General features: G+C 71.5%; 21 protein-coding genes. 5 read left to right on the top strand and 16 right to left on the bottom strand.

The genetic code is table 11. The features are described from left to right. The first annotated feature begins 50 nt into the window (after nucleotides 1–50). The 3 genes from ettA to ACWCPI_RS19160 are packed head-to-tail and all read left to right on the top strand — an operon-like array spanning nucleotide 51 to nucleotide 2,824. Nucleotides 51–1,715 carry an energy-dependent translational throttle protein EttA gene (gene ettA, locus ACWCPI_RS19170; protein WP_451039224.1) on the top strand — a complete coding sequence of 555 codons (1,665 nt, stop codon included), beginning with the start codon at nucleotides 51–53 and terminating at the stop codon, nucleotides 1,713–1,715. Between the two features lie 6 nt (nucleotides 1,716–1,721). Next, nucleotides 1,722–2,135, top strand: a complete 414-nt coding sequence (locus ACWCPI_RS19165) for an acyl-CoA thioesterase (protein ID WP_451039223.1) — start codon at nucleotides 1,722–1,724, stop codon at nucleotides 2,133–2,135. Next, a complete protein-coding gene (locus tag ACWCPI_RS19160) occupies nucleotides 2,132–2,824 on the top strand; it encodes a hypothetical protein (protein WP_451039222.1) in 693 nt (230 codons plus the stop codon). The genes ACWCPI_RS19165 and ACWCPI_RS19160 overlap by 4 nt, the downstream gene beginning before the upstream one ends. 147 nt (nucleotides 2,825–2,971) lie before the next feature. Here the strand turns inward: ACWCPI_RS19160 and ACWCPI_RS19155 are convergent, their stop codons facing one another. Next, nucleotides 2,972–3,376, bottom strand: a complete 405-nt coding sequence (locus ACWCPI_RS19155; protein WP_451039221.1) for a globin — start codon at nucleotides 3,374–3,376, stop codon at nucleotides 2,972–2,974. A gap of 245 nt (nucleotides 3,377–3,621) precedes the next feature. Here ACWCPI_RS19155 and ACWCPI_RS19150 point away from each other — a divergent pair, with 245 nt between their 5' ends. Next, nucleotides 3,622–4,653, top strand: a complete 1,032-nt coding sequence (locus ACWCPI_RS19150) for a methyltransferase domain-containing protein (RefSeq protein WP_451039220.1) — start codon at nucleotides 3,622–3,624, stop codon at nucleotides 4,651–4,653. 90 nt (nucleotides 4,654–4,743) lie between these two features. Here the strand turns inward: ACWCPI_RS19150 and ACWCPI_RS19145 are convergent, their stop codons facing one another. The 15 genes from ACWCPI_RS19145 to ACWCPI_RS19075 form a co-directional block, all read right to left on the bottom strand. After that, nucleotides 4,744–6,255: an FHA domain-containing protein gene (locus ACWCPI_RS19145; protein ID WP_451039219.1), complete on the bottom strand. Its 1,512-nt coding sequence runs from the start codon at nucleotides 6,253–6,255 to the stop codon at nucleotides 4,744–4,746. A 91-nt stretch (nucleotides 6,256–6,346) separates the two neighbouring features. Continuing rightward, nucleotides 6,347–7,693: a VWA domain-containing protein gene (locus tag ACWCPI_RS19140; RefSeq protein ID WP_451039218.1), complete on the bottom strand. Its 1,347-nt coding sequence runs from the start codon at nucleotides 7,691–7,693 to the stop codon at nucleotides 6,347–6,349. Nucleotides 7,694–7,791: 98 nt separating this feature from the next. After that, nucleotides 7,792–9,288 carry a protein phosphatase 2C domain-containing protein gene (locus ACWCPI_RS19135; RefSeq protein WP_451039217.1) on the bottom strand — a complete coding sequence of 499 codons (1,497 nt, stop codon included), beginning with the start codon at nucleotides 9,286–9,288 and terminating at the stop codon, nucleotides 7,792–7,794. A 3-nt stretch (nucleotides 9,289–9,291) separates the two neighbouring features. Continuing rightward, entirely contained in the window at nucleotides 9,292–11,892 is a 2,601-nt protein-coding gene (locus tag ACWCPI_RS19130) for a tetratricopeptide repeat protein (protein WP_451039216.1), read from the bottom strand. 22 nt (nucleotides 11,893–11,914) lie between these two features. Next, a complete protein-coding gene (locus tag ACWCPI_RS19125; RefSeq protein WP_451039215.1) occupies nucleotides 11,915–13,246 on the bottom strand; it encodes a hypothetical protein in 1,332 nt (443 codons plus the stop codon). Nucleotides 13,247–13,345: 99 nt separating this feature from the next. Next, the gene (locus ACWCPI_RS19120) at nucleotides 13,346–14,389 is read right to left on the bottom strand and encodes a glutamate ABC transporter substrate-binding protein (protein WP_451039214.1); all 1,044 of its coding nucleotides are present in this window, start codon (nucleotides 14,387–14,389) and stop codon (nucleotides 13,346–13,348) included. Between the two features lie 14 nt (nucleotides 14,390–14,403). Beyond that, a complete protein-coding gene (locus tag ACWCPI_RS19115; RefSeq protein WP_451039213.1) occupies nucleotides 14,404–15,852 on the bottom strand; it encodes a hypothetical protein in 1,449 nt (482 codons plus the stop codon). Between the two features lie 262 nt (nucleotides 15,853–16,114). After that, nucleotides 16,115–17,086 (bottom strand): N-acetylglucosamine kinase, encoded by a 972-nt coding sequence (locus ACWCPI_RS19110; protein ID WP_451039212.1) that lies wholly within the window; start codon nucleotides 17,084–17,086, stop codon nucleotides 16,115–16,117. Next, on the bottom strand, nucleotides 17,077–18,342 hold the full coding sequence (locus ACWCPI_RS19105) for a 6-phospho-beta-glucosidase (protein WP_451039211.1): 1,266 nt from the start codon (nucleotides 18,340–18,342) through the stop codon (nucleotides 17,077–17,079). Before ACWCPI_RS19105 ends, ACWCPI_RS19110 begins: the two co-directional genes overlap by 10 nt. 7 nt (nucleotides 18,343–18,349) lie before the next feature. After that, the gene (locus ACWCPI_RS19100) at nucleotides 18,350–19,240 is read right to left on the bottom strand and encodes a carbohydrate ABC transporter permease (protein ID WP_451039210.1); all 891 of its coding nucleotides are present in this window, start codon (nucleotides 19,238–19,240) and stop codon (nucleotides 18,350–18,352) included. A 1-nt stretch (nucleotide 19,241) separates the two neighbouring features. Beyond that, nucleotides 19,242–20,183, bottom strand: coding sequence for a carbohydrate ABC transporter permease (locus tag ACWCPI_RS19095; RefSeq protein ID WP_451039209.1), 942 nt, complete (start codon nucleotides 20,181–20,183; stop codon nucleotides 19,242–19,244). Between the two features lie 7 nt (nucleotides 20,184–20,190). Further along, complete coding sequence (locus tag ACWCPI_RS19090) at nucleotides 20,191–21,552, bottom strand: ABC transporter substrate-binding protein (RefSeq protein ID WP_451039208.1); 1,362 nt, start codon at nucleotides 21,550–21,552, stop codon at nucleotides 20,191–20,193. A gap of 113 nt (nucleotides 21,553–21,665) precedes the next feature. Then, nucleotides 21,666–22,877: an ROK family transcriptional regulator gene (locus tag ACWCPI_RS19085; protein WP_451039207.1), complete on the bottom strand. Its 1,212-nt coding sequence runs from the start codon at nucleotides 22,875–22,877 to the stop codon at nucleotides 21,666–21,668. Nucleotides 22,878–23,054: 177 nt separating this feature from the next. After that, nucleotides 23,055–24,272, bottom strand: a complete 1,218-nt coding sequence (locus ACWCPI_RS19080; RefSeq protein ID WP_451039311.1) for an MFS transporter — start codon at nucleotides 24,270–24,272, stop codon at nucleotides 23,055–23,057. Between the two features lie 352 nt (nucleotides 24,273–24,624). Beyond that, nucleotides 24,625–25,719 carry a mechanosensitive ion channel family protein gene (locus ACWCPI_RS19075; protein WP_451039206.1) on the bottom strand — a complete coding sequence of 365 codons (1,095 nt, stop codon included), beginning with the start codon at nucleotides 25,717–25,719 and terminating at the stop codon, nucleotides 24,625–24,627. Between the two features lie 318 nt (nucleotides 25,720–26,037). Here ACWCPI_RS19075 and ACWCPI_RS19070 point away from each other — a divergent pair, with 318 nt between their 5' ends. Further along, a complete protein-coding gene (locus ACWCPI_RS19070) occupies nucleotides 26,038–26,574 on the top strand; it encodes an HNH endonuclease (protein WP_019760491.1) in 537 nt (178 codons plus the stop codon). Nucleotides 26,575–26,586: the final 12 nt, after the last annotated feature.

Raw genomic sequence — 26,586 nt, 5'->3', positions numbered from 1 at the left:
ATGGGGTGTATCTGCCCACTGCCAGATTTCAAGCTGCCGGACGGTTTCTCTTGGCTGAGTTCATTTACACCATGCGCAAGGCGCGCAAGGCGCACGGCGACAAGGTGATCCTCGACGACGTCACCCTGAGCTTCCTCCCCGGAGCGAAGATCGGCGTCGTCGGCCCGAACGGTGCCGGTAAGTCGACCGTTCTGAAGATCATGGCGGGCCTTGAGCAGCCGTCGAACGGTGACGCCTTCCTGTCGCCCGGGTACAGCGTCGGCATCCTCATGCAGGAGCCCAAGCTGAACGACGAGAAGACCGTCCTGGAGAACGTCCAGGAGGGTGTTGCCGAGATCAAGGGCAAGCTCGACCGGTTCAACGAGATCGCCGAGCTGATGGCGACCGACTACTCCGACGCGCTGCTCGACGAGATGGGCAAGCTCCAGGAGGAGCTGGACCACGCAGGCGCCTGGGACCTCGACGCCCAGCTGGAGCAGGCCATGGACGCGCTCGGCTGCCCGCCCGGCGACTGGCCCGTGGTCAACCTCTCCGGTGGTGAGAAGCGCCGCGTCGCGCTGTGCAAGCTGCTCCTGGAGGCCCCCGACCTGCTGCTGCTCGACGAGCCCACCAACCACCTCGACGCCGAGTCGGTGAACTGGCTGGAGCAGCACCTCGCCAAGTACGCGGGCACGGTCGTGGCCATCACCCACGACCGGTACTTCCTCGACAACGTCGCCGAGTGGATCCTTGAGCTCGACCGCGGGCGCGCCTACCCGTACGAGGGCAACTACTCCACGTACCTGGAGACCAAGCAGACCCGTCTGAAGGTCGAGGGGCAGAAGGACGCCAAGCGCGCGAAGCGGCTCAAGGAAGAGCTTGAGTGGGTCCGCTCCAACGCCAAGGGGCGGCAGGCCAAGTCCAAGGCGCGTCTGGCCCGCTACGAGGAGATGGCCGCCGAGGCCGAGAAGATGCGGAAGCTGGACTTCGAGGAGATCCAGATCCCGCCGGGCCCGCGTCTGGGCAACATCGTCGTGGAGGTCAACAACCTCAGCAAGGCCTTCGGTGAGAAGGTCCTGATCGACGACCTGTCGTTCACGCTGCCGCGCAACGGCATCGTCGGTGTCATCGGCCCGAACGGCGCCGGCAAGACGACGCTCTTCAAGATGATCCAGGGCCTGGAGACGCCGGACTCCGGCGACATCAAGGTCGGCGAGACCGTCAAGATCTCGTACGTCGACCAGAGCCGCGAGAACATCGACCCGAAGAAGACGCTGTGGGCCGTGGTCAGCGACGAGCTCGACTACATCAACGTGGGGCAGGTGGAGATGCCCTCGCGCGCGTACGTCTCCGCCTTCGGCTTCAAGGGCCCCGACCAGCAGAAGCCGGCCGGCGTGCTCTCCGGCGGTGAGCGCAACCGCCTGAACCTCGCTCTCACCCTCAAGCAGGGCGGCAACCTGCTGCTCCTGGACGAGCCGACCAACGACCTCGACGTCGAGACCCTCTCCTCGCTGGAGAACGCCCTGCTCGACTTCCCGGGCTGCGCCGTGGTCGTCTCCCACGACCGGTGGTTCCTGGACCGGGTCGCCACGCACATCCTCGCCTACGAGGGTGACTCCAAGTGGTTCTGGTTCGAGGGCAACTTCGAGTCGTACGAGAAGAACAAGATCGAGCGGCTGGGGCCGGACGCGGCGCGTCCGCACCGGGCCACCTACAAGAAGCTGACCCGGGGCTGATCGGTCTTGCGGCACATCTACCGCTGCCCGCTGCGCTGGGCGGACATGGACTCGTACGGCCACGTCAACAACGTGGTCTTCCTCCGCTACCTGGAGGAAGCGCGTATCAACTTCCTGTTCCGCCCGGAGAAGGACTTCAAGCAGGGGTCCGTGGTGGCGCGTCACGAGATCGACTACAAGCGGCAGCTCGTCCACCGGCACACGCCCGTGGACATCGAGCTGTGGGTCACTCAGATCCGCGCGGCGTCCTTCACCCTCACCTACGAGGTGAAGGACGACGACCTCGTCTACGTCCGGGCGTCGACGGTGATAGTGCCGTTCGACTTCGAGGCGCAGCGCCCGCGTCGGCTCACCTCCGAGGAGCGCGAGTTCCTCCGTGAGTACATGGACGACGACGAGGAGGAGGCCGTCGCCGCATGACGGTGCTCCACCTCGCCGACGAGGGGGAGGCGGCGGATCTCGCGGCCTTCCTCTCCCGGCTGCTCCACTACGACCGTGGGGCCGCGGTGCGCCTGCAGGGGGCCGGCACCGCGCTCGCCGTCTTCGGGCGGCCGCCGTCCTTCGAGGTGCTGGCGATCCGCGCGGTACGGCTGGCGAAACCGTACGAGAACGGGCTCGACATCACACTCGATGTGACCGTCTCCGCGGGTGAGCTGCTGGAGTCCGTGGACGAGGCGGCGGCCACGGCCGTCGTCCCGGCCGCCGTGACCGGCCCGCCGTGGGCCGGGGTGCTTCCGCCGCGCGGCGGCTGGCGGCGCGAGCCGGGGTTGCCGGAACCGGGTGAGCTGCGGGCCATGGTGGGTGCGGTGGTCGCCGAATTCCGCTCCCGTACGCAGGAGTTGGCGCCGGAGAGCCGCACGCGGGCCGAGCTCGACCAGATCGGGCGGGAGATCTGGTCCCGGGCGGTCGGGGACACCCGGCTGCCGGTGCGGGCCGTGCACGCGGCTCAGTCGCTGGGCTTCCTGCGTGCACCGGGCGGCACCCACGCGCCCGACGCGGCGCAGCTGGGGCTGTTCTCGTCGGGCGCATGGCTGAGACTGCGTACGCCGTACGGGTCGATCGCAGTCCGCAGGGCGGGACTCGGGGCGCTGGACGTCAGCGTCCGCTGACCCTGTCGCGGAAGGAACGCCGGCCACGGAAGGAAAGCCGGACGCAGAGGGGCCCCTTCTGCACCGGCGCCGTCCGGATCCGGCCACCCCGGTGTCCGGCCACCCCCGTATCCGGCGCCATCCCGGTGTCCGGCCACCGAGAGGCTCTCAGCCCTCCGTGTTCACCATCGACGCCGCCGCGTACGTCAGGTAGTTCCACAGCGTCCGCTCGTGCTCCTCGGAAAGGCCGAGCTCGTCGACGGCGTCGCGCATGTGCTTCAGCCAGGCGTCGTGTGCCGCCCGGTCGACGGTGAAGGGGGCGTGCCGCATACGCAGGCGGGGGTGGCCGCGGTTCTCGCTGTACGTCGTCGGGCCGCCCCAGTACTGGATCAGGAACAGGGTGAGGCGCTCCTCGGCCGGGCCCAGGTCCTCCTCGGGGTACATGGGCCGCAGCAACGGGTCCTGTGCGACACCCTCGTAGAAACGGCGGACGAGCCGGCGGAAGGTCTCCTCCCCGCCGACCTGCTCGTAGAAGGTCTGCTCCTGAAGAGTGCCGCGCCGAATCTCGGTCACGCCGCGCCGAATCTCGGTCACTGTGGGCTGCCTCGCATGTCTTGTTCCGGTCCGCCCGAGTCTGCTCTGCCGGGGGCCCGGGGGTCGTCCCCCGGAATGCAGTACGTCCCCCATGGTCTCAGACCGGGCGGCCCAGGACTCAAGGCCTAGGACCAGACCCGTTGCCGGAGGGTGCCATCACGCCGACTCCGGATCCGTCCGTCGGGGCGCTCGCCTCGTGCCGCCACCCGCAGGACAGTGGACGTATGAGCACGCAGGATCTCGGCAGGGACGCGAGGGACGCGAGGGACGCGAGGGACGCGAGGGACGCGGAGGCACTCGCGTCGCTCGCCGCTTCGGCACGGGCCGCGCTGGTGCGTGAGATCGAGGCGAGCGGGGCGTGGGCCGACGACCCCGTGTGGCGGGACGCCTTCACCGCCGTACCACGGCACCTGTTCGTGCCCTACTACTACGTCGGCGTCGTCGGCGGCTACGAGCGTCGCTGGTGTCTGAGTCCCGACCCGGCGGCGCGGGAGCGCTGGGTGCGCGGCGCGTACGCGGACACCCCGCTGGCCACCCGGCTGCGCGACGGAGAACTGCTCTCCTCCAGCAGCCAGCCGTCCCTGATGGCGATGATGCTGGCCGCGCTGGAGGTCAGGGACGGGGACCGGGTCCTGGAGATCGGAGCGGGCACCGGCTACAACGCCGCCCTGCTCGCCCACCGGCTCGGCGACGACGACCTCGTCACCACCGTCGACCTGGAGCCGGACATCACCGAGACGGCCCGGCAGCATCTGGCGGCCGCCGGGTACCACCCCGTCGTCGTCACCGGCGACGGCGCGCGCGGCGTACCCGAGCGCGCCCCCTTCGACCGGGTCATCGCGACCTGCACCCTGACGTCGATCCCGCGCGCCTGGCTCGCGCAGTCCCGTCCCGGCGCCCGCATCCTGACACCGCTGGCCACCGGCCTGGTCGCCCTCACCGTCCGCGACGCCGAGCACGCCGAGGGCCGCTTCCTGCACACGCCCGCCTACTTCGTGCCGCTGCGCGGCGGGAGCCGGGGCGAACCTGAGCGCGCGCATCTGGGCGCACTGCCGCACCGGGCCCGCGATCACGACCTGTTCCGCTTCCTGCTTGCGCTGACCCGCGGCAACCTCGATCCGCAGGAGGCGTACACGCTGTGGGAGCGCGAGGGGCAGCCGGCCCGGGAGCGGTACGGGATCACGGTGCGCGGCGAGCACGAGTGGGCGTGGCTGGACGACCCCGAAGGGCCGTACGCGTGGCCGCTGCCCGGCTGAGGCACCGTGCGCACCGCACACGCGGGAGGGGGCGGTCGCACGGCACTTCCACGCCGTACGACCGCCCCTTCCCGGCCGAGTTTCGGGCTCCTAGCCGCGCCGGATCGTGATCGTCGTCCACGCCCCGACGTGCACCCGGTCGCCGTCCTGCAGCGGGACCGGGACGAACGGCTGGATCGGGTCCTCCGCGCCGTTCACCGTGGTGCCGTTGGTCGAGTTCTGATCGACGACCGCCCAGGTGCCGTCCGGCTGCTGGACCAGGACCGCGTGCTGGTGGGAGACGCCCGGGTCCTCCGGAGGCACCGACAGGTCGATGTCGGGGGTGTCGCCGGTGGAGTGGCGGCGGCGGCCGATGGTGACCTGGTTGCCGGTGAGCGTGCGCTGCTGCTCGGGCGAGTACGCGGGCAGGTTGAGACCCGCGGCCTCCGGGCCGGAGCGCTGCATCATCGCCATGAAGTAGTCGCGGTCCGGGCCGATGGTCGCCGTCCAGGTCGCCGGCTGCTGCGGGAAGCCGGGGCCGGGCGGGGGCGGGGCCTGGGCCGCGCCGGGCTGCGGGTAGCCGTAGCCGCCCTGGGGCTGCGGGGCGCCGGGGCCGCCGTGTCCACCGTGACCGCCACCGGGGCCGGACGACGGCGGGGAGATCACCCAGTCGTCGTCACCGCCGCCGAAGGGAGGCGGGCCGCCCTGCGGACGGTTCTGTTCCTGCGGGAATCCGGGCGGGGCGGAGGGGCCACCCGGTGCGGGCGGGGCCGCGGGGCCGCCGGGGCCGGGCGGGCCGGACTGCAGGAAGCCCTGCGGCAGGCCACCGGTCGCGCCGGGGCCGCCGGGCGGCGTGGGTCCGGGCGGGGGCGGAACCGACCGTGACGGGTCGCCGCCGAAGCCGGAGGGGCCGTTGCCCTGCGGGCCGCCGGGGCCGGGCCCGAAGCCTCCGGGACCGGGGTTGGTCTGGGCAGGACCACCGGGACCCGGGCCGAAGCCATGGGGACCACCGGGGCCTGGACCATTGGGGTTCCCGGGACCACCGGGGTTTCCGGGACCACCGGGAGGACCAGGGTGCCCCGGTCCGCCGGGTCCGCCGGGTCCGCCGGGTCCGCCGGGTCCTCCGGACCGGGGCGGCTCCGAGCCGAACGGAGGGATCGGCTCCGCCGGGCGGTTCACCTGCGAGGGGCGCGAGCTCTGGTAGTCGTACGCGTCACCACCGCCGTACGACGGGCCGGGGCCCGGCGGCGGCGGGAATCCGCCCGACGGGCCCGGGCCCGGGCCGGGTGCCGGCTGGCGCGGGGCGGCGGGGGTGTAGGACGTCGCCGTGTTGGTGAGGAAGTTCCACCGGCACTCCTCGCAGAACGGCGCACCGCCCTCACGCGGCGTGCGGCACTGCGGGCAGAGCTCCGGCTCGGGCGCTCCGCCCATGTGCGGCCGGCCGGCAGGCTGGCCGGCGTTCGGCCCCCCGGACGGGCCGCCGGGGCCGGGCGGCGGGAAGCCGTAGCCGCCGGGCGGGGGCGGCGGGGGAGGGGGCGGAGGTACGGCACCGGCCATGCGGTGACCGCAGACCTCGCACCAGTCGTCGGAACCCGACTGGTGTCCGTTCGGGCAGGTCGGCATGTCGGCGCTTCCCCCTCTCCTTTCCGGTCGCCTCGACCGGACTACTCCAACCCCAAGGGGTCAGGCTCGCTGCTTTTTCGGTGCTGCTGGGTCACTTCTTTACACGAACAGTCTTTGTCGACCGTGTTTCGAGAGTCATCTCGTCGGCCTCCGCGACCTTCGCCTTCAGTCGCACAGTACCTGCCGCGGCATCGACCACGTCCACCACCTTCGCAAGGAGTTTCGCCGTATCCGCGTTTCCGGAGCTACTGGCGAGCTGGACCGCCCGGCCCAGTTTGGCCGTCGCTCCGTCGATATCTCCCGCTTTGCGCAGGTCGAGACCTTGCTGGATGGCCTGTGCCAGTTCGGCCTGGCCGGTGTAGTGGGCGACCTGCGGGTTGATCGAGGTCGAGGCGGCCATGTCATCGGTCCAGACGGCCCGTACGAGACCCTGCGCGCCCAAGTTGTGCGCGGTGCCGTCGGGTTGCGGGACGACCAGGGAGACCCGGGCGGCGAGCATCTCCTGGCCCAGATTCGCGGCCGGGACCTCGACACAGACGTGGTAGTCACGGGACTCGTCTCCCCATGAGCCCGTGGGGTAGTCACCGGCGCGCGGACCGGCGTCGGTGCGCCGCTCGGTCAACTCCTCGACGGTCGGCGCCACTTGCTTGACGAACTTGATGGTGGTGCCCACCGGTGTCCACAGCCGCAGGGCGACGTCCGCGACCTCCTTGCCCATCGCCGTCTCCATCATCCGGGTGAAGTCGGCGGCGAGGCCGGCCGGGTCGGCGACGATGTCGGCGCTGCCGAGCAACGCGGAGGCGATCGCTGTGACTTCTTTCACTTCCCAGTCGGTGCCCACGCCTCGGGCGTCACAGGTGAAACGTCCGGCACAGGCGTCGAGCGTGGCCTTCAACTCCTCGGGCGACTCGTGCTCGTTGCGGCCGTCGGTGAGCAGGATGCCGTGCCGGATGCCGACGTCGGCCGAGGACAGCAGACGGTCGGCCAGTCGCAGCCAGGTTCCGATGGCGGTGCCGCCGCCCGCGCCGAGTCTGCGCAGCGCCTGCTTGGCCTGGTCGCGGGTGGTGGCGTCGGCCACGGCCAGACGGCCGCCGCCCGGATAGACCTCCTTCGCCACGTGCGTGCCGCCGATCACCGCGAAATGCACACCGTCGCGCAGCGTGTCGACGGCGGCGGCGGTGGCGTCGCGGGCGTTGCGCATCTTGGTCGGCGGGTAGTCCATCGAGCCCGAGCAGTCGACCATGATCGCCACTGCCGCGGACGGGCCCTGCCCCGGTGCGTAGAGGTGGGGCGCCGCGACCGCGCTTCCGACCGTGCCGCCGCCGGTCGCGGTCACCGTGACGATCGCGTTGACCTCGCGACCGCCCTCCGGCAGGTACTCGTTCTGGTACACGTCCACCGAGAACTGCGGCGCGTTCGACTTCGAGAAATTGGCCATGCCTTCTCAAATCCCCCTAAAGACCCCCATGGTGGGGCAATGGCTGTAGGCGGACCGGTCCCCTCCGGTCCGATGAGGCCTGTCCCCTATGTGTGGCCTCAGGCCGATCCTGCCCCCATCGGGGGCGCCGGGAACGGCAGGACGGCCACTGTTACGTTGTCGTGGCCCCCGCCGTCGAGAGCGTGACCGACCAGAACCTGCGCGGTGTGCAGGGGGCGCGCGGCGGCGTCGAGGGGCACGGCCTCGGCCATGTCCGCGGCCGCCTCGGCGTAGTTCCACAGCCCGTCCGTGCACACCACCACCACACCGGGCCGGTCCGGCTTGAAGGAAGCGGTGTGCGGCTCCAGTTCGTAGGCGTCCGCCCCGAGCCAGCCCGTGATCGCGTGCGCGCGCTCGTCGGCGTACGCCTCCGCCTCGTTCATCAGGCCGGCGGCGACCATCTGCGCCGCCCACGAGTCGTCCTCGGTGAGCCGGGCCGGGGGAGTGCCGCGGTCCACCGGCACCCAGTAGACGCGGCTGTCGCCGACCCAGCCGACGATCAGCAGTTCCGGGGTCACCACCGAGCCGACGATCGTGCAGGCCGGGGCGTTCTGGTGCGGTGCCTGCTCGCGGGCCGTCTCGGGCTCCGCGGCCAGCGCGTTGACCGCGTTGGCGGCGGCGACGATCGCGTCGTGCATGGCCTGCTGCGGGTGCGTGCCGCGCGGCAGGGCGGCCAGCAGCGACTCGCTCGCGGCCCGGGAGGCTGCCATCGAGGCGTCGTCGGGCCGCGTCGCCGAGGACACACCGTCGCAGACGATCGCCACGGTCGCGGGCCGCCCGTCGGGCAGCGCGGTGCAGCCGACGGCGAACGCGTCCTCGTTGCGGTGGTGGCGCAGGCCGCGGTCGCTGACGGCGGCGACCGGTCCCGCGTCCTGCTCCATGTGGTCGCGTTCACGCGGCTGCGCGTGCCCGCAGTTCTCGCAGTACCCGTCGTGGTCGACGCGGCCCGCCCGGCAGGCCACGCACACCTTGGCGCTCTCGCGCGGGCTGGGCAGGTCGGCCACGCGCGGGTCGGGTGCCTGCAACGGGTACTCCTCGGGCTCGGCCGGGCGGTCGAACCGGACACCGGACGCCGGAGAGACCGGCGAGCCGGTCGGGGCGGGGGGAACGGCCGGGGCTGACGGGGTCTGCGGGGCCGCCGGCACGCTGTGGTCGCCCGGGGCCGGGGGGTCGGGGAACCCCGCGCCGGGGGTGCCGTGCGGGGCGTCGGGGCCGTTCGCGGACGGCGGCACCGGTGCGGCGGACGGAGGTGACTGCGGGGGCGGGGGTGTGCCCGGGGGCAGGTCGTGACCGGCGGAGCCGGCGCCGTGGTGCCCCGTCGGCCGAGCGGCCGGTGCGCTGCCGGTGCCGTCCGGCGCCGTGGCGCGCGGCCAGTGCATGCCGGGCGCGCCCGCGGCAGGGGGCGGCGCCGAACCGTTCAGGGCGATGGTCGGGTTGTCGTCCGGCCGTACGGGCACGGCGGACAGGTCGTATCCGCACGCACCGCAGAAACGGTCACCCGACTCAAGCGGCCATTCGCAGCTCGGGCAGGCGGACAACTGGGGCATCTGCGACATCAACTACACCCACGTCCGGGGGCGGTAACGGTTGGCACGTTCCACCAGGTCGATCCTCTCCTCGCCGCCCCGTGCGAGCCGGGCCAGCGTGCGATATGCACGCTCCAGGCCGAAGCGCAGTCCCCGCTCGTCCAGGCCGCTGCCGAGCAGCGTCCGTCCTCCGGGGGCGGGCGGGGCGGAACCCTGGCCACCGGAGAGTATCCAGTCCAGCGCGCAACCGAGGACTTCCGCCGACAACTGCTCCCGGCGCGCCGGATCCAGGCCGTACGCCTCCAGCGCCTCGACCTGGCCCGCGGCGGCGGTCAGGTCCTCCAGGAACGGTACGTCGGCGGCGACCGGCGTGCGGCCACGCAGCCGGGCGCGGACGGCCGCCACACGTGCGGCCGTGTAGTGAATGGAGCTTTCCGGCACCGACTCCAGGGTCCTGACGGCACCGCTGCGGTCACCGGACGCGAGCCGGACGCGGGCGAGACCGAAGGCGGCGCTGACATAGCTGGGGTCGGTCGACCACACCAACCGGTAGTACTCGGCGGCGTTGTCCAACTGGCCCAGCACCTCCGCGCACATGCCGAGGGCCAGCTTGGGGGCGGACTCCCCGGGGAAGGCGTCGTAGATCGCGTCGAACGCGACCGCGGCGCCCTCGTGGTCGCCGATGACGAGCGCGGCCACGCCGCGGTACCAGACGACCCGCCAGTCATCGGGCCGCTCTTCCTCCAGCTCCAGCAGGGCCTCGTGCGCGCTGCCGCTGTCACCGTTCTCCAGCCAGGCACGGACCTGCCGCAGCCGTGTCTCGGTCGACGGCGTCGGCGTGGCCGCGAGCGCCCCGAGCAGCTCGGCCGGAGCGGTCGTCATCAGACCCGCCAGGAAACCCGCGTTGGGGTCCGAGGGGTCGACAAGAGGGACCGGCAGGGCGAGGGCGGCGGCGGACGTGTCGACGGACTTGACGATCCCGGCAGGAAGCGCGGCCACGGGCGAGGCGGTGGCCGCGGCGAGCGCGAGGGCGGGACCCGAAGAGGTGCCGGGGGAGCCGGACACCGCGCCGCCGCCCTGGGCCGGGACGGGCACCGGACCGGCGGCAACCCTCCCACGCCACCGCCCCGGCGGGACGACCCGCGTCCCCAGCCGCGACACCTCCGTGTCCAGCTTCGGGAACAGCTCCGTGTCCGTCACCCGCAGCTCCGGGCCGAACAGCGTCGACAGCGACGGCCGCGCACGCCCCGTCTGCAGGGACACGACCTCGCGCAGAACGCCCGTCAGCTGCTCCGCCATCTCCTGCGCGGAGGCGAAGCGGCGGGCCGGGTCGGGGTCGGTGGCGCGGACCAGGAGCCGGTAGAAGGACTCGTACTGGCGGAAGACCTCGATGTTGTCGGGGTCGGGCAGGGAGTCGACGTAGACGTTCGTGTAGCCCTGGAAGTCGAAGGTGAGGACGGCGAGCGTACGCGCGACCGTGTACAGGTCGGACGCCACCGAGGGGCCCACCTCCGCGACCTCCGGCGCCTGGTAGCCGACCGTGCCGTAGATGGCCGACTCCTCGTCGTCCATCCGGCGCACCGCGCCCATGTCGATCAGCTTGAGCTGGTCCTCGGTCTGGATGGCGTTGTCGACCTTGAAGTCGCAGTACAGGAGGTTGCGGCTGTGGAGGTGACCGAGCGCCTCCAGCGCCTCGATCCCGTACGCGCACGCCTGCTCGACCGGCAGCGGGTCCCGCTTGCCCTCGGGGGTGCGGCGGCCGTTGGCTATCTCCTTCAGCGACTTGCCGCCCACGTACTCCATGACGATGTATCCGTCGAGCGAGCCCGTGCGCTGGTCCAGGTGTTCCACGAAGTTGTAGATCCGCACGATGTTGGCGTGCTCGATCTCCGCGAGGAAGCGCCGCTCGGAGATGGCCGCCGCCATCGCGTCCTGGTCACCGGTGTCGAGCAGGCCCTTGAGCACCACCCAGCGGTCGGAGACCGCCCGGTCCACGGCGAGGTATATCCACCCCAGCCCGCCGTGCGCCAGGCAGCCCGCGACCTCGTACTGGCCGTGCACGATGTCGCCGGCCTTCAGCTTCGGGACGAAGGAATACGGGTGACCGCACTTGGTGCAGAAGCCCTCGGTGCGCCCCGGACGGTCGCCGCGGGCCCGGCCGACGGCCGCGCCGCAGTCCGAGCGGGAGCAGAACCGCTTGCGCTCCGGCACCTCCGGGTTCTCCAGCACCATCGCCCGCGGATCGGGGCGCGGGACCCCCGGAACCTGGACCAGACCGGCACCGAGGCGCCCACGGCCGCTGGAGCCGGCGGTCGAACCGGAGCTGCGCACCGACACCGAGCGGCCCGTCGAGCGGCCCGAAAGGGAACGGGACAACCGGCCCGACACCGAGCGCCGGGACTTCGACGACTGCGACGACGTACGGGAGCTGGCCCGGCCGGTGGATCGGGAGCCGGCGCTGCCCGCCGAGCCCTTGCCGCCGCCCGTGACACCGGTGGGCGGCGAGCCGACCATGCCGGTCGCCGAGACGACCGGGGCGAGGCCGCAGGTGTCGCAGTACAGCTCACCGCCGCCCATGTCCTCGTACGATCCGCCGCAGTCCGGTCGCTGGCATTGCTGCTGTGCCTGACTCATGACGACGACTCCCCCCTGTCCCTCATGCCGCCGGACCCCCGCGGTCCTCGGGCCCCCGCGGCCCCGGCACCCGTCCGCTGCCGAGCAGTTCGGCGGCGGCCTGCTGGTAGCGCAGGACCGCCTGCTCGGCGACCCGCAGGTCGCAGGGCGCGCTCCACAGCATGCGGCGGGCGGCGTCGTAGCGCTCGATGAGGAAAGGGTCCTCCGCGAGGCCGTGCCGGGCCACCTTCGCCTTGTACGCGTCGAGACGGCCGCGCAGCTCGGCGCGGACCGCCAGCGGCGCGGTGACCGCGGTCAGCGACTCGCGAGCGCGCAGCAGTTCGTCCTCCGCCTTCTGCTCCAAGGACTCCAGGAGCGGGGACAGGCGGTGCCACTGTCCCTGTCTGCGGTACTCGGCGGCCGTCGCCAGCTGCTCCTGCAGCACGGTCGGCGGACCGCTGACGACGGGCACCTCCGTGGCCGCGATCTTCGCCAGCACCTCGCCGCGCGCGGTCCGGGCCTCGGCGAGCGTACGGTCCGCGCGCGAGAGCACGTCCCGCAGCTTCACCAGACGCTGCTCCGCGTCCTGACGGACCGTCAATACCGCGTCGATCTCCCGGCGTACGTCCTCCAGCGCGCGCGCCTCCCGGTCGTAGACCGTGGTGTCCGGCCTGCCGCCGCCGGGCGCCGAACTCCCGGGCGTCGGCAGCCAGTACGCGAGCGGATCCGACACCACCTCGGCGCGCAGCCTGGTGAGCGTGCGGGTGATGCGCTCCAGGTCGTCGCCCGCCGGGTGCTCGCCGGGGCGTACCCCGACGGAGTGCGCGAGCCGGCGGGTGCGCTGCAACTCCGCGGCCAGTAAATCGATACGGGCGGGCAGCGCCGACCAGACCGCGTCCGCGGCGACGACCATGTCCAGCGAGGCCGCGTACAGCTCGTTCATCCGGTCGACCAGCGCGGCCAGGCTGAACTGCTCGCTGAGCTTGCCCGAACCGCCGTGCAGGGTCGGCGCGTTGGCCATCGCGGTGGCCGAGCCGGCGACGGTCACCGACTCGCCGCGCAGCAGCTCCGTCAGCTCCACCAGGTCGTCCCGGCTCGACCAGCGGCGGCGGGCGCGGATCTCACGGGCGGAGCGCAACGCGCCCGTGTACGCGTCGAAGTACGCCCACAGCAGCGTGATCGAGGCCTCCGCGGCCGTCCAGCGCTCCTTGGTGGTGCCGGTGAGCTCGGCGCCTTCGAGGAGTCTGCGGCCCGCGTGGTCCTGCAGGGCGAGGAGCGAGGTCTCGATCGCCTCGTGCTCCGCGCCGAGCCGCGCCAGCGCACGGTCCACCTCGTCCCGGTCCATCACCGGCCCGGCGGGGTCCGTGACGCCCATCGATCACCTCTCGCTGCGTTGAGTTCCGTCGGTCGGTCGGTCGTCGGTTGCGTTGTCGTCGGTCTGCCGGTGCGTCGTCCGGTGTCCGTCGGTGGCCGGTTACTTGTAGTCCGCCTCGGGAGGCGTCGCCGACTTCGACTTCTCACCGGGCTTGTCCATGGTGGGGTGCAGCCACTTCTCGTAGGACGCCCGCCATCCGTCCGATGCCGCTATGTAGCTCTCCAGCGTCCGGTTGACCTGGCGTACCAGATCGTCTGCCTTCAGGTTCATCGCCACGCCGTAGTACTCGTCCGTGAAGAGCCCGCCCTTGAGCTCCACCGCCGGGTCCTGTGCGGCCTGGCTGGCCGCGAGGGCGCCGTCGGTGACGACCGCGTCCGCCTGGCCGAGCTGCACCTTCACCAGGCAGTCCAGCTGGTTGGGAACGACGGTGGAGATGTCGGCCGAGGCCGGCAGGTCCCCGCTCTTCTTGTCCGCCTTCAGTTTGTCGTACGCCGTGGACCCCGTCGCCGAGCAGATCCGCTTGCCGGCGAGCGTGCCGTCGTAGCCCTTGATCGTCGAGGTCTTGGGAGCCAGGACCTGCTGACCCGTGACGAAGTAGGGAGCGGAGAAGGCGACTTGCTCGATGCGGTCGCAGTTGATCGTCATGGTGCGGACCACCATGTCGACCTCGCCCTTCTGGATCGCCTCGATACGGCGGCTCGTCGGGATGGCCTTGAACTGCACCGCGTCCCGGTCTCCGAGGATGTCCTCGGCGATCCGGTGGACCAGGTCGATGTCGAACCCCTCCAGCTCACCCGCCGGGTTGTTCGGGTCGAGGTAGCCCCAGCGGTAGCTGTTGGTGTCGACGCCGACGACCAGGCGCCGGTCCTCGCGGTCCTTGATCGCGTCCAGGGTGGGCGTCTCGCCGTCGCCCCCGGACGGCGACAGGCTCTGGTTCTGCGGATCCTCGCAGTTCTCGGCCCGCACCCGGGTGGCGTGGGCGACGCCCTGGCCCGCGGCGACCGTACCGCCGGTGTCGGCGTGCGGACGGCTCAGGGGCAGCATCAGCGCGAACGTCATGACCAGGGCGCACACGAGCGCCATCGCGCCCACGCCGCCCCAGCCGCGGAGGCGTGAGCGGTGCGTCGTGCCGTGCGCGTTCATCGTCGTGCCCCCTTTCATCGGTACTCCGAAAGCCTGCGGCCGATGCCGAGCACCGCGCCGGCCGCCCCGAGGACCGCGAGGACCGCGGCGCCGGTCGGGAGGCCGGAAAGCGAGTCACGGCCGTCGCTCGCGGCGCGCTTGAACTCGGTCTGCTCATGGGTGAGCGCGGTAGCCAGGGCCTTGTCGACGTTGTCGAAGCACACGCTCGTCGGCTCCTTCGCGGCGCCGATGACACGGTCGCGGGCCGCCTGGTAGTCGCCGGAGTCGTTGTCCTCGCGGGCGAGGCCGTGGCGGTCCTTCCAGACCTTCATGAAACCGTTCGCGTCCTGAACGGGCTTCCTTCCCGCCGTGTCGTCCGCGAGGTCCTCGGCCCGGGCGAGCGCCTTGCCCAGCTGGTCGATCTCCTGGTCGTAACCCCATTCGTAGAGGTCCACGACCGTGCCGTCCTCGAGCGTCCTGGAGTCGGCGCCGCGGCGTACCAGGGTGAGGTTCTCGTCGCTGCGGGCGGTGAGGGAGGCGATACGGGCCTCGTGCAGCACGTCCAGGGAGCGGACGCCGTGGTCGTACGAGTCGTTCAGGCCCGCGCGTGCCACGGTGTGGCCCACGGCGACCCAGAGCAGGACCACGGTGGACGCGGCCGTCGCGGTGACCAGGCCGTGGTTCAGGACCCTGTTGGTGCGCCGGTAGTTGCGGCGCTGTGCCCAGCCGAGGGCGGCCAGGGTGACGACGCCGAGAGCGGCGGCGGCCCATGGGAAGGACTTGGCCGCCGCGTAGTCGGCCCGCAGGCGCTGGTTCTCGGTCTGGTGGAGCTTCTCGGCGGCCGGCAGCATCTTCTGCTGCATCATCTCGTTCGCGGCACGCAGGTAGGCGCCGCCCACCGGGTAACCCTGGCGGTTGTTGGCCCGTGCGGTCTCGACGAGACCCTTGTACTCCGGCAGCAGTCTGCTGAGCTCGGCGATCGTGTCCGCCGAGGTGGAACCCGGTTCGGAGTTGGCGGCGGCCTGGACCAGCTTGGCGGCGGCGGTGCGGATGTCCTGCTCGTAGCCCTCGCGCATGGCGGGCTTCTCCTGCAGGCCCGCGAGGTATCCGCTGGCCGCTGCGGTGTTGGCGTCCGCCAGGGAGCGGTAGATGTCGGCCGCGTCGGAGCTGAGGGGCTGGCTGCGGTTGAGGACGTCGTCGGCCGCTGCCGCGCGGTCGGTCATCTGCCAGGCGGCGACGGCGCCGAAGGCCATGACCAGGGCGGCCAGGAGGGCCCCGATGAGGCGGAGCCGGCCGGGTTCGGTGGTGGCGGCCGCGCGCAGCTGGTCGAAGCCCTCGGCGAAGGCGGTGCGGCGGGGTTCCGCGGCCGGGAGCCCCGGTGGGGCGGGCCGGGAGGGTCGCGGCGGCACGGACGGCAGGGTGGGTACGCCGGGTGTCGGGCCGTGGCCCGGTGGTGGTGCGCTGGTTTTCGGCGTCTGTGTCACTGCTGACCTCCCCCATGGCCATCCGTCGCCGCAAGTATCGCTGCCGGGACTGACATCCGCATCGCGGACCCCGAACCTTCGCCACGACGAAACACGCCCCGCACGTCCCCCTGCCCATGAACACGTCGCGGGAATCGGTTCGGTTCCAGGTTCGGGCGGTGGGGGCGGCCAAGGGCGAGCGAGGGGGCGTGGGGGCGCGCGCCGGCCGCCCGGCGGCTCCCCGCCCGCCGGCCGCCGCCCGGTGGCAGGGGTTGCACCCGGGCTACGACTCGAAATGCCGGCGGAGCCGCTCGTGCGCCGAGGCGGGTGCCCCGACCGCGTCCAGGCCCAGCAGGGCCGCGCCCAGTACCGGGCTCGCCGTGACGACCTTCGGGGCCGCCTTGGGGGCGCGAGAGGCGAGCAACTCGTGAATCCCGTCGATCAGTTGAGGGGGGCGGGCGGCCAGGACGCCCCCGCCCAGGAGCACGGGTGTCTCCTCCTCCAGCAGGTCCAGGCGGCTCAGGGCGACCGTGGCCATCGTGACGACCTCGTCGGCCAGGCGGGCCACGATTCGGCGGGCGACCGGATCGCCGGAGGCCGCCGTGGCGAAGAGGACCGGGGTCAGTTCATGGCGGCGGGCGGGGGCGATCCGCTCCAGGTGCAGGGCCTCGATCAGGGCGTACATGGTGGGCAGGGCGAAGTGGGCGGGGAGGGTCCGCATCAGTGCCGTGGATGCCCCGCGGCCGTCCTCCGCCCGCGCCGCGTGCCACAGGGCCTCCTCCGCCAGACCCCAGCCGCCGCCCCAGTCGCCGGAGATACGGCCCAGCGCGGGGAAGCGGGCCGTACGGCCGTCGGGGCGCATGCCCACGCAGTTGATGCCGGCGCCGCAGACGACGGCCACACCGCGGGGTTCCGTGACGCCCGCGCGCAGGACGGCGAAGGTGTCGTTGCGGACCTCCACGGTCGTGCTCCACGCGCGCGTGTGCAGTGCGGTGGCCAGGTTCGCCTCCTCCACCGGAAGGTCGGCGTTGGCCAGACACGCCGAGACATGGTCGGCGGCGCTGACGCCCGCCGCGGTGAACGCCCGCCGCACGGCCTCGGCGAGGGTGTCCATCGCCGCGTCCACCCCCACCGCCGGCGGGCGGAAGCCGCCTCCGCGCGCGGTGGCGAGGACGGTTCCGTCGGCCGCCACCACCGCCACGTCCGTCTTGCTGTTGCCCGCGTCGACGGCGAGGACTCGTGCGGTCATGCCCACGCGAGGTGCTCCCGGTTGTGTGCGATCAGCCGGTCGGTGAGGTGCTCCGCGTACGCGTACTGGCCGATCAGGGGGTGGGAGAGCAGGGCCTTGAAAACCCGGGCGCGCCCACCGTGCAGGGCCGCTTCGAGGGCCAGGTCCTCGTACGCGGCCACCTGGGCCATCAAGCCCGCGTACAGGGGGTCGGGGCTCGGTACGGCGAGGGGGGTCGGGCCCTTGCGGCCCACCGCCGCCTGTACCTCGATCACCGCGTCGTCCGGGAGGAAGGCAAGGGTGCCCCTGTTGTGGGTGTTGACGACCTGGTACGGGCTGCCCGCCCCGTTCAGCAGCGCGGCCGCCAGGTCCACCGCCGCCTCCGAGTAGTACGCGCCGCCCCGCTTGGAGAGCAGCTCCGGCTTCTCGTCGAGGGCCGGGTCGGCATAAAGGGTCAGCAACCTTCTCTCCATGTCCGCCACTTCCGCGGCGCGGGACGGTTTGGTGCGCAGCTCACGGACCACCTCGTCGTGGGCGTAGTAGTAGCGCAGGTAGTAGGAGGGGACGACGCCCAGGCGGTCCAGGAGGGGCCGGGGCAGGCGCAGGTCCGCCGCGATGGCGTCGCCGTGTTCGGTGAGCAGCCCGGGCAGGACGTCCTCGCCCTCGGGGCCTCCCAGACGTACGCCCGTCTCCCAGGTGAGGTGGTTCAGGCCCACGTGGTCGAGGTGGATGTCGGAGGGGGACGCGGCGAGAAGGGCCGCGAACCTGCGCTGGAAGCCGATCGCCACGTTGCACAGGCCGACCGCTCTGTGGCCCTCCTGGAGCAGGGCGCGGGTCACGATGCCGACCGGGTTGGTGAAGTCGATGATCCAGGCGCCGGGGTTGGTGCGGCGGACCCGGTCCGCGATGTCGAGGACCACGGGGACGGTGCGCAGGGCTTTCGCCAGGCCGCCGGCGCCGGTGGTCTCCTGGCCCACGCAGCCGCACTCCAGGGGCCAGGTCTCGTCCTGCTCGCGGGCCGCCTGGCCGCCGACGCGCAGTTGCAGCAGCACCGCGTCCGCGCCGTCCACCGCCGTGTCCAGGTCCGTGGTGGTGGTGACCTCGCCGTCGTGGCCCTGGCGGGCGAAGATACGGCGGGCCAGCGGCCCCAGCAGGTCCAGGCGGTCCGCGGCCGGGTCCATCAGGACCAGTTCCTCGATGGGCAGGGTGTTTTGGAGGCGGGCGAAACCGTCGACGAGTTCGGGGGTGTAGGTCGAGCCGCCGCCGACCACGGTGAGTTTCATGTCTGGTTCAACCCTTCACTCCGGTGAGTGTGACGCCCTCGACGAACGCCTTCTGCGCGAAGAAGAACACGAGGATCACGGGGGCCATCACGAGGACCGTGGCGGCCATGGTGAGGTTCCAGTCGGTGTGGTGCGCGCCCTTGAACGACTCCAGGCCGTAGGAGAGCGTCCAGGCGCCCGGGTTCTCGGACGCGTAGATCTGGGGGCCGAAGTAGTCGTTCCACGCGTAGAAGAACTGGAAGAGCGCCACTGCGGCTATGCCCGGTCTCGCCATGGGGAGGACCACGCGGACGAGTGTGCGTAGTTCGCCGCAGCCGTCCACTCGTGCCGCGTCCAGGTACTCGTCCGGGATCGTCATCAGGAACTGGCGCAGCAGGAAGATCGAGAACGCGTCGCCGAACGCCATCGGGATGATCAGGGGCCAGAGCGTCCCGGAGAGATCCAGCTGCTTCGCCCAGAACAGGTACATCGGAATGACGATCACCTGGGGCGGCAGCATCATCATCGAGATGACCAGCATCAACGACAGATTCCGGCCGCGGAAGCGGAACTTGGCGAGCGCGTACGCCACGGGGATGGAGGACACGACGGTCAGGACGGTGCCCAGGCCCGCGTAGACCAGCGTGTTCCGCCACCACGTCAGGAAGCCTGGGGTGTCGAGGACCACGCCGTAGTTGCCCCATTCCCAGGTGTCGGGCACCAGGTCGCGGGTGAGCGCCTGCTGGTCGCTCATCAGCGAGGTCAGGACGACGAACACGAAGGGCAGGGTGAAGAAGAGCGCGGCCGCCACCCCGAGGGAGTGGATCGCCATCCATTCCAGGAACGCCTTGCGGCGCGCCGTGCGCTCGGCGACCGGCGGCGTGCTCACGTCGACCGGCCGGTCGAGTACCCGGGTCATGTCAGTCACCTGCCTGGATCAGTCCGCCGCGGCGCCGCATCAGCAGCGCGGTGAACGCCATGGCGAGGGCGAACAGGACGAGCGCGACCACGCAGGCCGAGCCGTAGTCGAAGCGCTGGAAGCCGAGGTTGTAGACGAGCTGGGGGAGGGTCAGGGTCGACTTGTCCGGGTAGCCCGGCTCGAACTGCTGGCCCGAGCCGCCGATGATCCCGGAGGCGACCTTCCCGGCCACCAGGGGCTGCGTGTAGTACTGCATCGTCTGGATCACGCCGGTGACGACGGCGAACATCACGATCGGTGAGATGTTCGGCAGGGTGACGAACCGGAACCGCTGCCAGGGTGACGCCCCGTCCAGTTCGGCGGCCTCGTACTGCTCCTTCGGTACGTCGAGCAGCGCGGCCATGAAGACGACCATGAGGTCGCCCACGCCCCACAGTGCCAGCGCGGTGAGGGCCGGCTTGGACCAGGCGGGGTCCGTGAACCAGCCCGGTGCGGGGAGCCCCAGGTCGTCGAGGACCGAGCCGACCGGGCCGGTACCGGGGTTGAGGAGGAAGACGAAGGCCAGGGTCGCCGCCACCGGCGGAGCGAGATACGGCAGGTAGAAGAGGGTGCGGAAGACGCCCGCGCCGGTCTTGATCTTCGTGATCAGCAGACCGACGCCGAGCCCGAACACGACCCGGCACGTCACCATCACGAGTACCAGCCAGAGCGTGTTGCGCAGGGCGGGCCAGAACAGCGGGTAGTCGTAGAAGACGTAGGCCCAGTTGCCCAGGCCGCGGAAGACCGGAGTGCCGAAGCCGTCGTACTTCATCAGGGAGAAGTACACGGTGGACACCAGCGGATAGGCGAAGAAGACACCGAATCCGATGAGCCACGGTGACAGGAAGGCCGCCGTCCGAAGCGCCGACATGCGGCGCTTCGCGCGGAGAGGGTGCGTGGACATCGGGCCGCTACTTCGCCTGCTCGATGTCGGTGTCGATCTGCTTCGCGGTCTTCTCCAGACCGGCCTCGAGGTCCGTCACCTTGCCGGACTCGTACTGGTAGCCGAAATCCTGAAGCGTCGTCTGGTACGTCGAGCCGTTGACGGACGCCGGCGGGGTGTTGGACTCCGGGTGCCGGGCGATGTCCAGGAACGTCCTGAAACCCGGTTCCACCTTCAGGTCGGGCGACTTCAGGGCCGCGAACGTCGACGGCACGTTGTGGATGGCGTTGGCGAAGGACACGACTGCCTGTGTGTCGGTCGTCAGGTACCTCACCAGTTCCCAGGCCGCGTTCTGCTTCTCGCTCCGCGGGGCGATCCCGATGATCGTGCCCGAGAGGAAGCCCTTGCCGTACTCGTCCGCCTCGTCGTCGGCGACGGGCATCGGCGCGGTGCCGATCTCGAAGTCCACCCCGGCGTCCTCGGCCATGCCGAGCCGCCACTCGCCGTCGAGCTGCATGGCCACCTGGCCGGTGTGGAACGGGTGCTTGGCACCCCACTCGTCACCGAAGGTGTTGCGGTACCTCTCCAGCCGGGCGAAGCCGCCGAGGTCGTCGACGAGCTTCTTCTGGAACCTGAACATCTCGGCGAAGGCCGGGTCCTCGGCGACGGCGGATTTGCCGTCCTTGCCGAAGTAGGCGTGGTCCCACTGGGACATGTAGTGGGCCACGACCGTCTCGTAGCCGTGGTACGTCGGCATGAACCCGAGTCGCTCGTAGCCGTCGCCCTTTGTCTTCGTCAGCTTCTCGGCGACCTTCGCGAACTCCGACCAGGTCTTCGGCGGGGACGTGACGCCGGCCTTCTGGAAGGCGCCCTTGTTGTAGTACAGGCCGTAGGCGTCGCCCAGCAGTGGCAGGGCGCAGCGGGTGCCCTCGAACTGGGTGTAGTCCAGCATCGGCTTCGGGATCATCTTGTCCAGGTCGAGCTTCGACTTCTCGATGAAGGGCTTCAGATCGAGGAAGGCGCCCGAGGAACAGAACTTTCCGATGTTGGAGGTCGTGAACGACGACACCACGTCCGGCCCGTTCGAACCTCCCGCGCGCAGCGCCTGGTTGAGCTTGTCGTCGTTGATGTTGCCGACGACCTTCACCGTGATGTTCGGGTGCGCCTTCTCGAAGCGGTCGACGTTCGCCTGGACCGCCTCGACCTCGGCGGGCGCGCTCCAGCCGTGCCAGAAGGTGATCGTCGTCCGGGCGTTCGGGTCGTCGGTGGCCCCGGAGCCCGACTGGCCGGTACAGGCCGTGGCGAGGAGGGCCAGGGAGGCGGAGGCGGCGAGGGCGGTGGCCGTGCGGCGGGGCAGTGAAGCTATGACTTTTCCAGACTTTCCGGGCATGACTGAGTCTCCCAAGGGCGGGGCGGGGTGGGTGAGGGCAGCGGGGGAGGAGAGGGAAGGCGGGGGTGAGGGTGGGGTGTCGGTTGTCGGGGGACGCCGCCGAGGGGGGGCGATCAGCGTGAGGTGTCGAAGACCTCGTCGCGTGTGGTCGCGAGCGCGCTCTCCAACGCGCCCCGCAACACCGGATGTTCGCGGACGTCACCGACGACGAGCCGGGGCCGGGACGCGGCCAGCTCCTCCAGTTCGGCCTGGACCAGGGCGCGCAGGACCTCGCCGCCGGCGGTGAGGGAGGCGCCGCTGAGGACGACCAGTTCCGGGTCGAGGACGGAGACCAGCGAGGCCAGACCGGTGGCCAGCCGGGTCGCGTACGTCTCCAGGAGCAGCCGGTGCAGGACGGTGTCCTCGGTGGCGGCCCGCTGGACGAGGGCGGCGGCTGCCTCCGCGTACGGCCCCGACGGGATGTTCGTCATGCCGAGTTCGCTTGCGAGCCGAGGGATGGCCTGGGAGCCGGCGAGCGCCTGGTATCCGCCGCTGTTGGCCCTGGTCACATGCCTGACCAGGGGTGCGCCCGGAACCGGCAGGAAACCTACCTCGCCCGCGCCCCCGGTCCAGCCGCGGTGCAGGCGTCCGCCGAGGACGAGGGAGGCGCCGAGGCCGCCCTCGTTCCACAGCAGCACGAAGTCCTCGTGGCCGCGCGCCGCGCCGAGCCGCTGCTCGGCCACCGCGACGAGGTTGACGTCGTTCTCGTACTCGACCGGCATCGGCAGTGCGGCGGCGACTTCGTCGAGCAACGCAGGGGTGTGCCAGCCGGGGAGGTGGGAGGCGTAGCGCAGCCGGCCCGTGTTCGGGTCGAAGGCGCCGGGGGTGCCGATGACGAGCCGGTGGACGTCGTCGCGGGCGAGTCCCGCCGCCTTCACCGCGCCGTCGAGGGCGTCGGTGACCTGCCGGGTGACGGGCTGGGCCGGGCGCCTGCCCGGGGTGGGCAGTTCGTACGACCCCACCGTGCGGCCGGTGATGTCGGCGACGGCGGCGAGGATGCGTTCGGGTGTGACATCGAGCCCCGCGGCGTACGCGGCGGCCGGGTTGACCTCGTACAGCTGGGCGCCCGGGCCGGGCCGACCCTCCGTGGTGCCGGTGGCCAGGACCAGGCCGGCGGCCTCCAGGCGGGCCAGCAGCTGGGAGGCGGTCGGCTTGGACAGGCCGGTGAGCTTGCCGATCCGCGTGCGGGACAGTGGCCCGTGCTCCAGGAGGAGGTCCAGGGCGGCACGGTCGTTCATGGCGCGCAGGACGCGCGGAGTGCCCGGCGTACCGGCGGTTCCTGCCATGGGATCGACACCTGCCTTTCGGCTGACCAGCTTCTCAGCGGCTCGTGAGGTGCGTCCATCCGGGGTACCTCGATCGAGCACTGTTAGGAAACTTTCCTATCGCTTGCGGAGGAAGGTAAGCCGGGAGGGAAGGGGCCGTCAAGAGACGCGGCCTCAAGGGGTGACCGGGTGGAGGGATCACTTACGGGGGAGCAGCAGCGGGGTCGCCAGAAGGAGCACGCCGGCGACGCCGATCGCCGTTCGCGTGTCCGTGGTGGCGGCCAGCAGGCCCCACAGGGCGGTCATCGCGGCGGTCGTCGTCCTGCCGGTGATCTGCCAGGCCGACAGGGTGCGGGTCACACGGTCCCGCGGGGTCAGTTCGAGGCGACGGGTGGCGAGCACCGGGTTGAAGACGGCCGCGCAGGTGATCAGGCCGAACTCGACGGCCATCACGAGGGCGAGGCCGGACGCGCCCGGCCCGACGAAGGCCAGCCCGACGGGCCAGCACGCGCGCAGGGCGCCGGCGGTGAGCAGGACCCGCCGTGAGCCGTACCGGGCCACGAGTCGGCGCGACAGGCGGGAGCCCAGCAGGCCGCCCAGGCAGGGGGCGGCGAAGGCGAGGCCGTACTGCCAGGGGGCGAAACCGAGTTGGCCGACCATGAGGACCGCGAGCAGCGGGGTGGGCGCCATGATCAGGGCGTTGACCAGGATCGTGTTGAGGAACAGCGGGCGCAGGGTGGGGTGGGTGAGGATGTGCCGCCAGCCTGCCTGGAGGCCGGCGGCCGACAGCTTGCCCGCGCGTGGGACTGGCGGGAGGTCAGGAGGCGACTGCCGCCTTTCCTCACCACCGATCGCCCGGATCCCCAGCGCCGACAGCAGATAGCTGACCGCGTCCGCCAGCACCGTCGCCATCGGCCCGAACACCCCGATCGCCGCACCGCCGAGCGGCGGCCCGAGCGCGGTGGCCGTCCAGGCCGTGGCCTCGAAGCGGCCGTTGGCCACGAGCAGGTCCCCGGGCGCCACGAGGGACTTCAGATACGCCCCGCTCGCCGCCGTGAAGGTGATGTCCGCGGCGGCGACCACCATCGACACCACCAGCAACTGGCCGAGACCCAGCGCGCCCAGTGCGTACGCGGCCGGGATGCTGAACAGCGCCGCGCACCGCAGCAGGTCCGCCGCGATCATCACCGGCCGCTTCCGGCGGAACTCCACCCACGCCCCGAGCGGCACCGCCACCAACGCCCCCACCGCGAGCCCCGAGGACGCGAGCAGCGCCACCTCGCTCGCCCCGGCGTGCAGCACGACGATCGCGATCAGCGGCAACGCGTCGAACGCCAACCGCGTCCCGAAGGCACTGACCCCGTAGGCGGCCCACAGCCACCCGAAACGCCGCCCCAGCGACTGCCCGCCCGCCATGGCCTGCCCCAGCCTCCCGGTCTCGGGGGCCATCCAAACGAGCAGGGCCTCGCGGGGTCAAACAACTGCGGCGGACCCGGTCACCCCTGCTGGTCGTACGCGCGAGAAGGCTGCCGGGCCCCTCGGCGAGCCGGCTCGGTCGACCACTCAGTTCCGCTCGGCCCGCTCGGTCTGCCACAAACTCCGGCACCGCCACCCGCTGCCCCACGAAGGCGGTTGTGGTCGGGGCGAAGACGCGATGGCGACGAACACCGCGGACGCGAGCCGGGGCGACAACCGGGAGGCCGAGTCCGCCCCCACGGGTCGGGTTCCGCCCCGTCGGGGCGGGTTCCGTCCCCAGCCGACCAGCGGCCTACTTGGTAACGCTCGGCGGCGTCAGCGGCGTAGCCGCCTGGGCCTGCGGGGAGGATGTGTTGGCGTATGCGGACGGGGCCGCCATGGCGGCCGTCGGGTCGGCCGGGGAGCCTTCGTCCGCCGGGACGGCGGCCTGGCCCACGATCGGGATGTCGGCGGCGTCGAAGGCGCGCTTGATGCGCCAGCGCAGTTCGCGTTCCACGGTCAGGGACTTGCCGGGCATGGTCTTGGCGGACACCCGGACCACCATCGAGTCCAGCAGCACGCTGTCCAGGCCGAGGACCTCGATCGGGCCCCACAGGAGCTCGTTCCAGGGCTCCTCCTTGCTCATCCGCTCGGCGACCGCGTCGATGGTGGCCTTGACCCTGTCCAGGTCCTCGCCGGAGCGGACCGTGACGTCCACGCCGGCCGTCGCCCAGCCCTGCGAGAGGTTGCCGATGCGCTTGACCTCGCCGTTGCGGACGTACCAGATCTCACCGTTGTCGCCGCGCAGCTTGGTCACGCGCAGGCCGACCTCGATGACCTCGCCGGAGGCGACGCCCGCGTCGACGGTGTCGCCGACGCCGTACTGGTCCTCCAGGATCATGAAGACGCCGGAGAGGAAGTCCGTCACGAGGTTGCGGGCGCCGAAACCGATGGCCACGCCCGCGACACCGGCCGAGGCGAGCAGGGGGGCCAGGTTGATCTGGAACGCGGAGAGGATCATCAGGGCGGCGGTGCCCATGATCACGAAGCTGGCCACCGAGCGCAGGACCGAGCCGATCGCCTGCGAGCGCTGACGGCGGCGTTCGACGTTGACCAGGAGGCCGCCGATGGCCGTGCCGTCCACCGCCTGGACCGTGCGGTTCATCCGGTCTATGAGCTTGGTGATCGCCCTGCGGATCACCACTCTCAGCACCGCCGCGATCACCAGGATCAGCAGGACCTTGAGGCCTATCGCGAGCCAGGTCGACCAGTTCTGCTCGACCCAGCTGGCGGCCTGGTTGGCGCTCTCCTGGGCGTCCTGGATCGAGGGAACCGCCGGAGTCGTCGTCTCGGCGGGAGACGGCGACGGCGTCGGTCCGACGGCCAGTGGGACGACGGGCAAGGACACGGCAGGTACCTCCAGTGCAGCGGCCCGCCCCACCGGCAGATGGTCAAGGTCACGAAAAGGTCACCGATGGGGCAGGCTCACCACACTATCGGGGCATCGTGTGCGGATCGTCGCGATGTTCGAGGGAGAAACCGTGCCCACCTGGGGATGAACTGGTGGGATGAACAGTTCGCCGCTCGGGGGATGAATTCAGATGTGGTTGAAAACACTCCCAGCCCGTTACCGGGACATGGTGGCGCTTTCACCAGGCAAGAGGGGAGACTGACTACAGATCGTCCCGGCGCGAGCCACGCGCCGCCGACGCCCAAGGAGGCATCCGTGCCGCATGTCCTGGTCCTCAACGCGTCGTACGAGCCACTCGGCGTCGTACCGCTCCGCCGCGCGCTCGTCCTCGTCCTGGAGAACAAGGCCGTATGCCTTGAGGAGTCCGGCGCCTATCTGCACAGCGCAACCGTCACAGTCCCCGCACCCAGCGTGGTCCGGCTCAAGCGTTTCGTCCGGGTTCCCTACAGGGGGCCCGTTCCTCTGACCCGAAGGGCGCTCTTCGCGCGCGACGGGGGCCGGTGCATGTACTGCGGTGGCGTCGCAACCAGCGTCGACCACGTCATCCCGCGCAGCCGCGGGGGCAAGCACGTCTGGGACAACGTGGTGGCGTCCTGCCGCCGCTGCAACCACGTGAAGGCCGACCGACACCTGTTCGAAATCGGCTGGCGGCTGCGCCACAAACCCGCTCCACCCACCGGTCTGGCCTGGCGCATCATCGGCACCGGGCACAGGGACCCGCGCTGGCTGCCGTACTTGCAGCCGTACGGCGCGGACGACGCCTTGGCCCGGATCGACGGCATCTCCGCCTGAGGATCCGGGCTT

The organism is Streptomyces sp. NPDC001920, from assembly GCF_053594495.1.
This window is presented reverse-complemented; position numbering and strand designations above follow the sequence as displayed.

Excerpts from the sequence above, each read along its gene's own strand:
- ACWCPI_RS19105 (WP_451039211.1), bottom strand. The coding sequence starts at position 18,342 with ATGAAACTCACCGTGGTCGGCGGCGGCTCGACCTACACCCCCGAACTC.
- ACWCPI_RS19145 (WP_451039219.1), bottom strand. The coding sequence starts at position 6,255 with ATGCCGACCTGCCCGAACGGACACCAGTCGGGTTCCGACGACTGGTGC.
- ACWCPI_RS19125 (WP_451039215.1), bottom strand. The coding sequence starts at position 13,246 with ATGGGCGTCACGGACCCCGCCGGGCCGGTGATGGACCGGGACGAGGTG.
- ACWCPI_RS19120 (WP_451039214.1), bottom strand. The coding sequence starts at position 14,389 with ATGAACGCGCACGGCACGACGCACCGCTCACGCCTCCGCGGCTGGGGC.
- ACWCPI_RS19085 (WP_451039207.1), bottom strand. The coding sequence starts at position 22,877 with ATGGCAGGAACCGCCGGTACGCCGGGCACTCCGCGCGTCCTGCGCGCC.
- ACWCPI_RS19090 (WP_451039208.1), bottom strand. The coding sequence starts at position 21,552 with ATGCCCGGAAAGTCTGGAAAAGTCATAGCTTCACTGCCCCGCCGCACG.
- ACWCPI_RS19160 (WP_451039222.1), top strand. The coding sequence starts at position 2,132 with ATGACGGTGCTCCACCTCGCCGACGAGGGGGAGGCGGCGGATCTCGCG.
- ACWCPI_RS19130 (WP_451039216.1), bottom strand. The coding sequence starts at position 11,892 with ATGAGTCAGGCACAGCAGCAATGCCAGCGACCGGACTGCGGCGGATCG.
- ACWCPI_RS19100 (WP_451039210.1), bottom strand. The coding sequence starts at position 19,240 with ATGACCCGGGTACTCGACCGGCCGGTCGACGTGAGCACGCCGCCGGTC.
- ACWCPI_RS19140 (WP_451039218.1), bottom strand. The coding sequence starts at position 7,693 with ATGGCCAATTTCTCGAAGTCGAACGCGCCGCAGTTCTCGGTGGACGTG.
- ACWCPI_RS19135 (WP_451039217.1), bottom strand. The coding sequence starts at position 9,288 with ATGTCGCAGATGCCCCAGTTGTCCGCCTGCCCGAGCTGCGAATGGCCG.
- ACWCPI_RS19080 (WP_451039311.1), bottom strand. The coding sequence starts at position 24,272 with ATGGCGGGCGGGCAGTCGCTGGGGCGGCGTTTCGGGTGGCTGTGGGCC.
- ACWCPI_RS19150 (WP_451039220.1), top strand. The coding sequence starts at position 3,622 with ATGAGCACGCAGGATCTCGGCAGGGACGCGAGGGACGCGAGGGACGCG.
- ACWCPI_RS19095 (WP_451039209.1), bottom strand. The coding sequence starts at position 20,183 with ATGTCCACGCACCCTCTCCGCGCGAAGCGCCGCATGTCGGCGCTTCGG.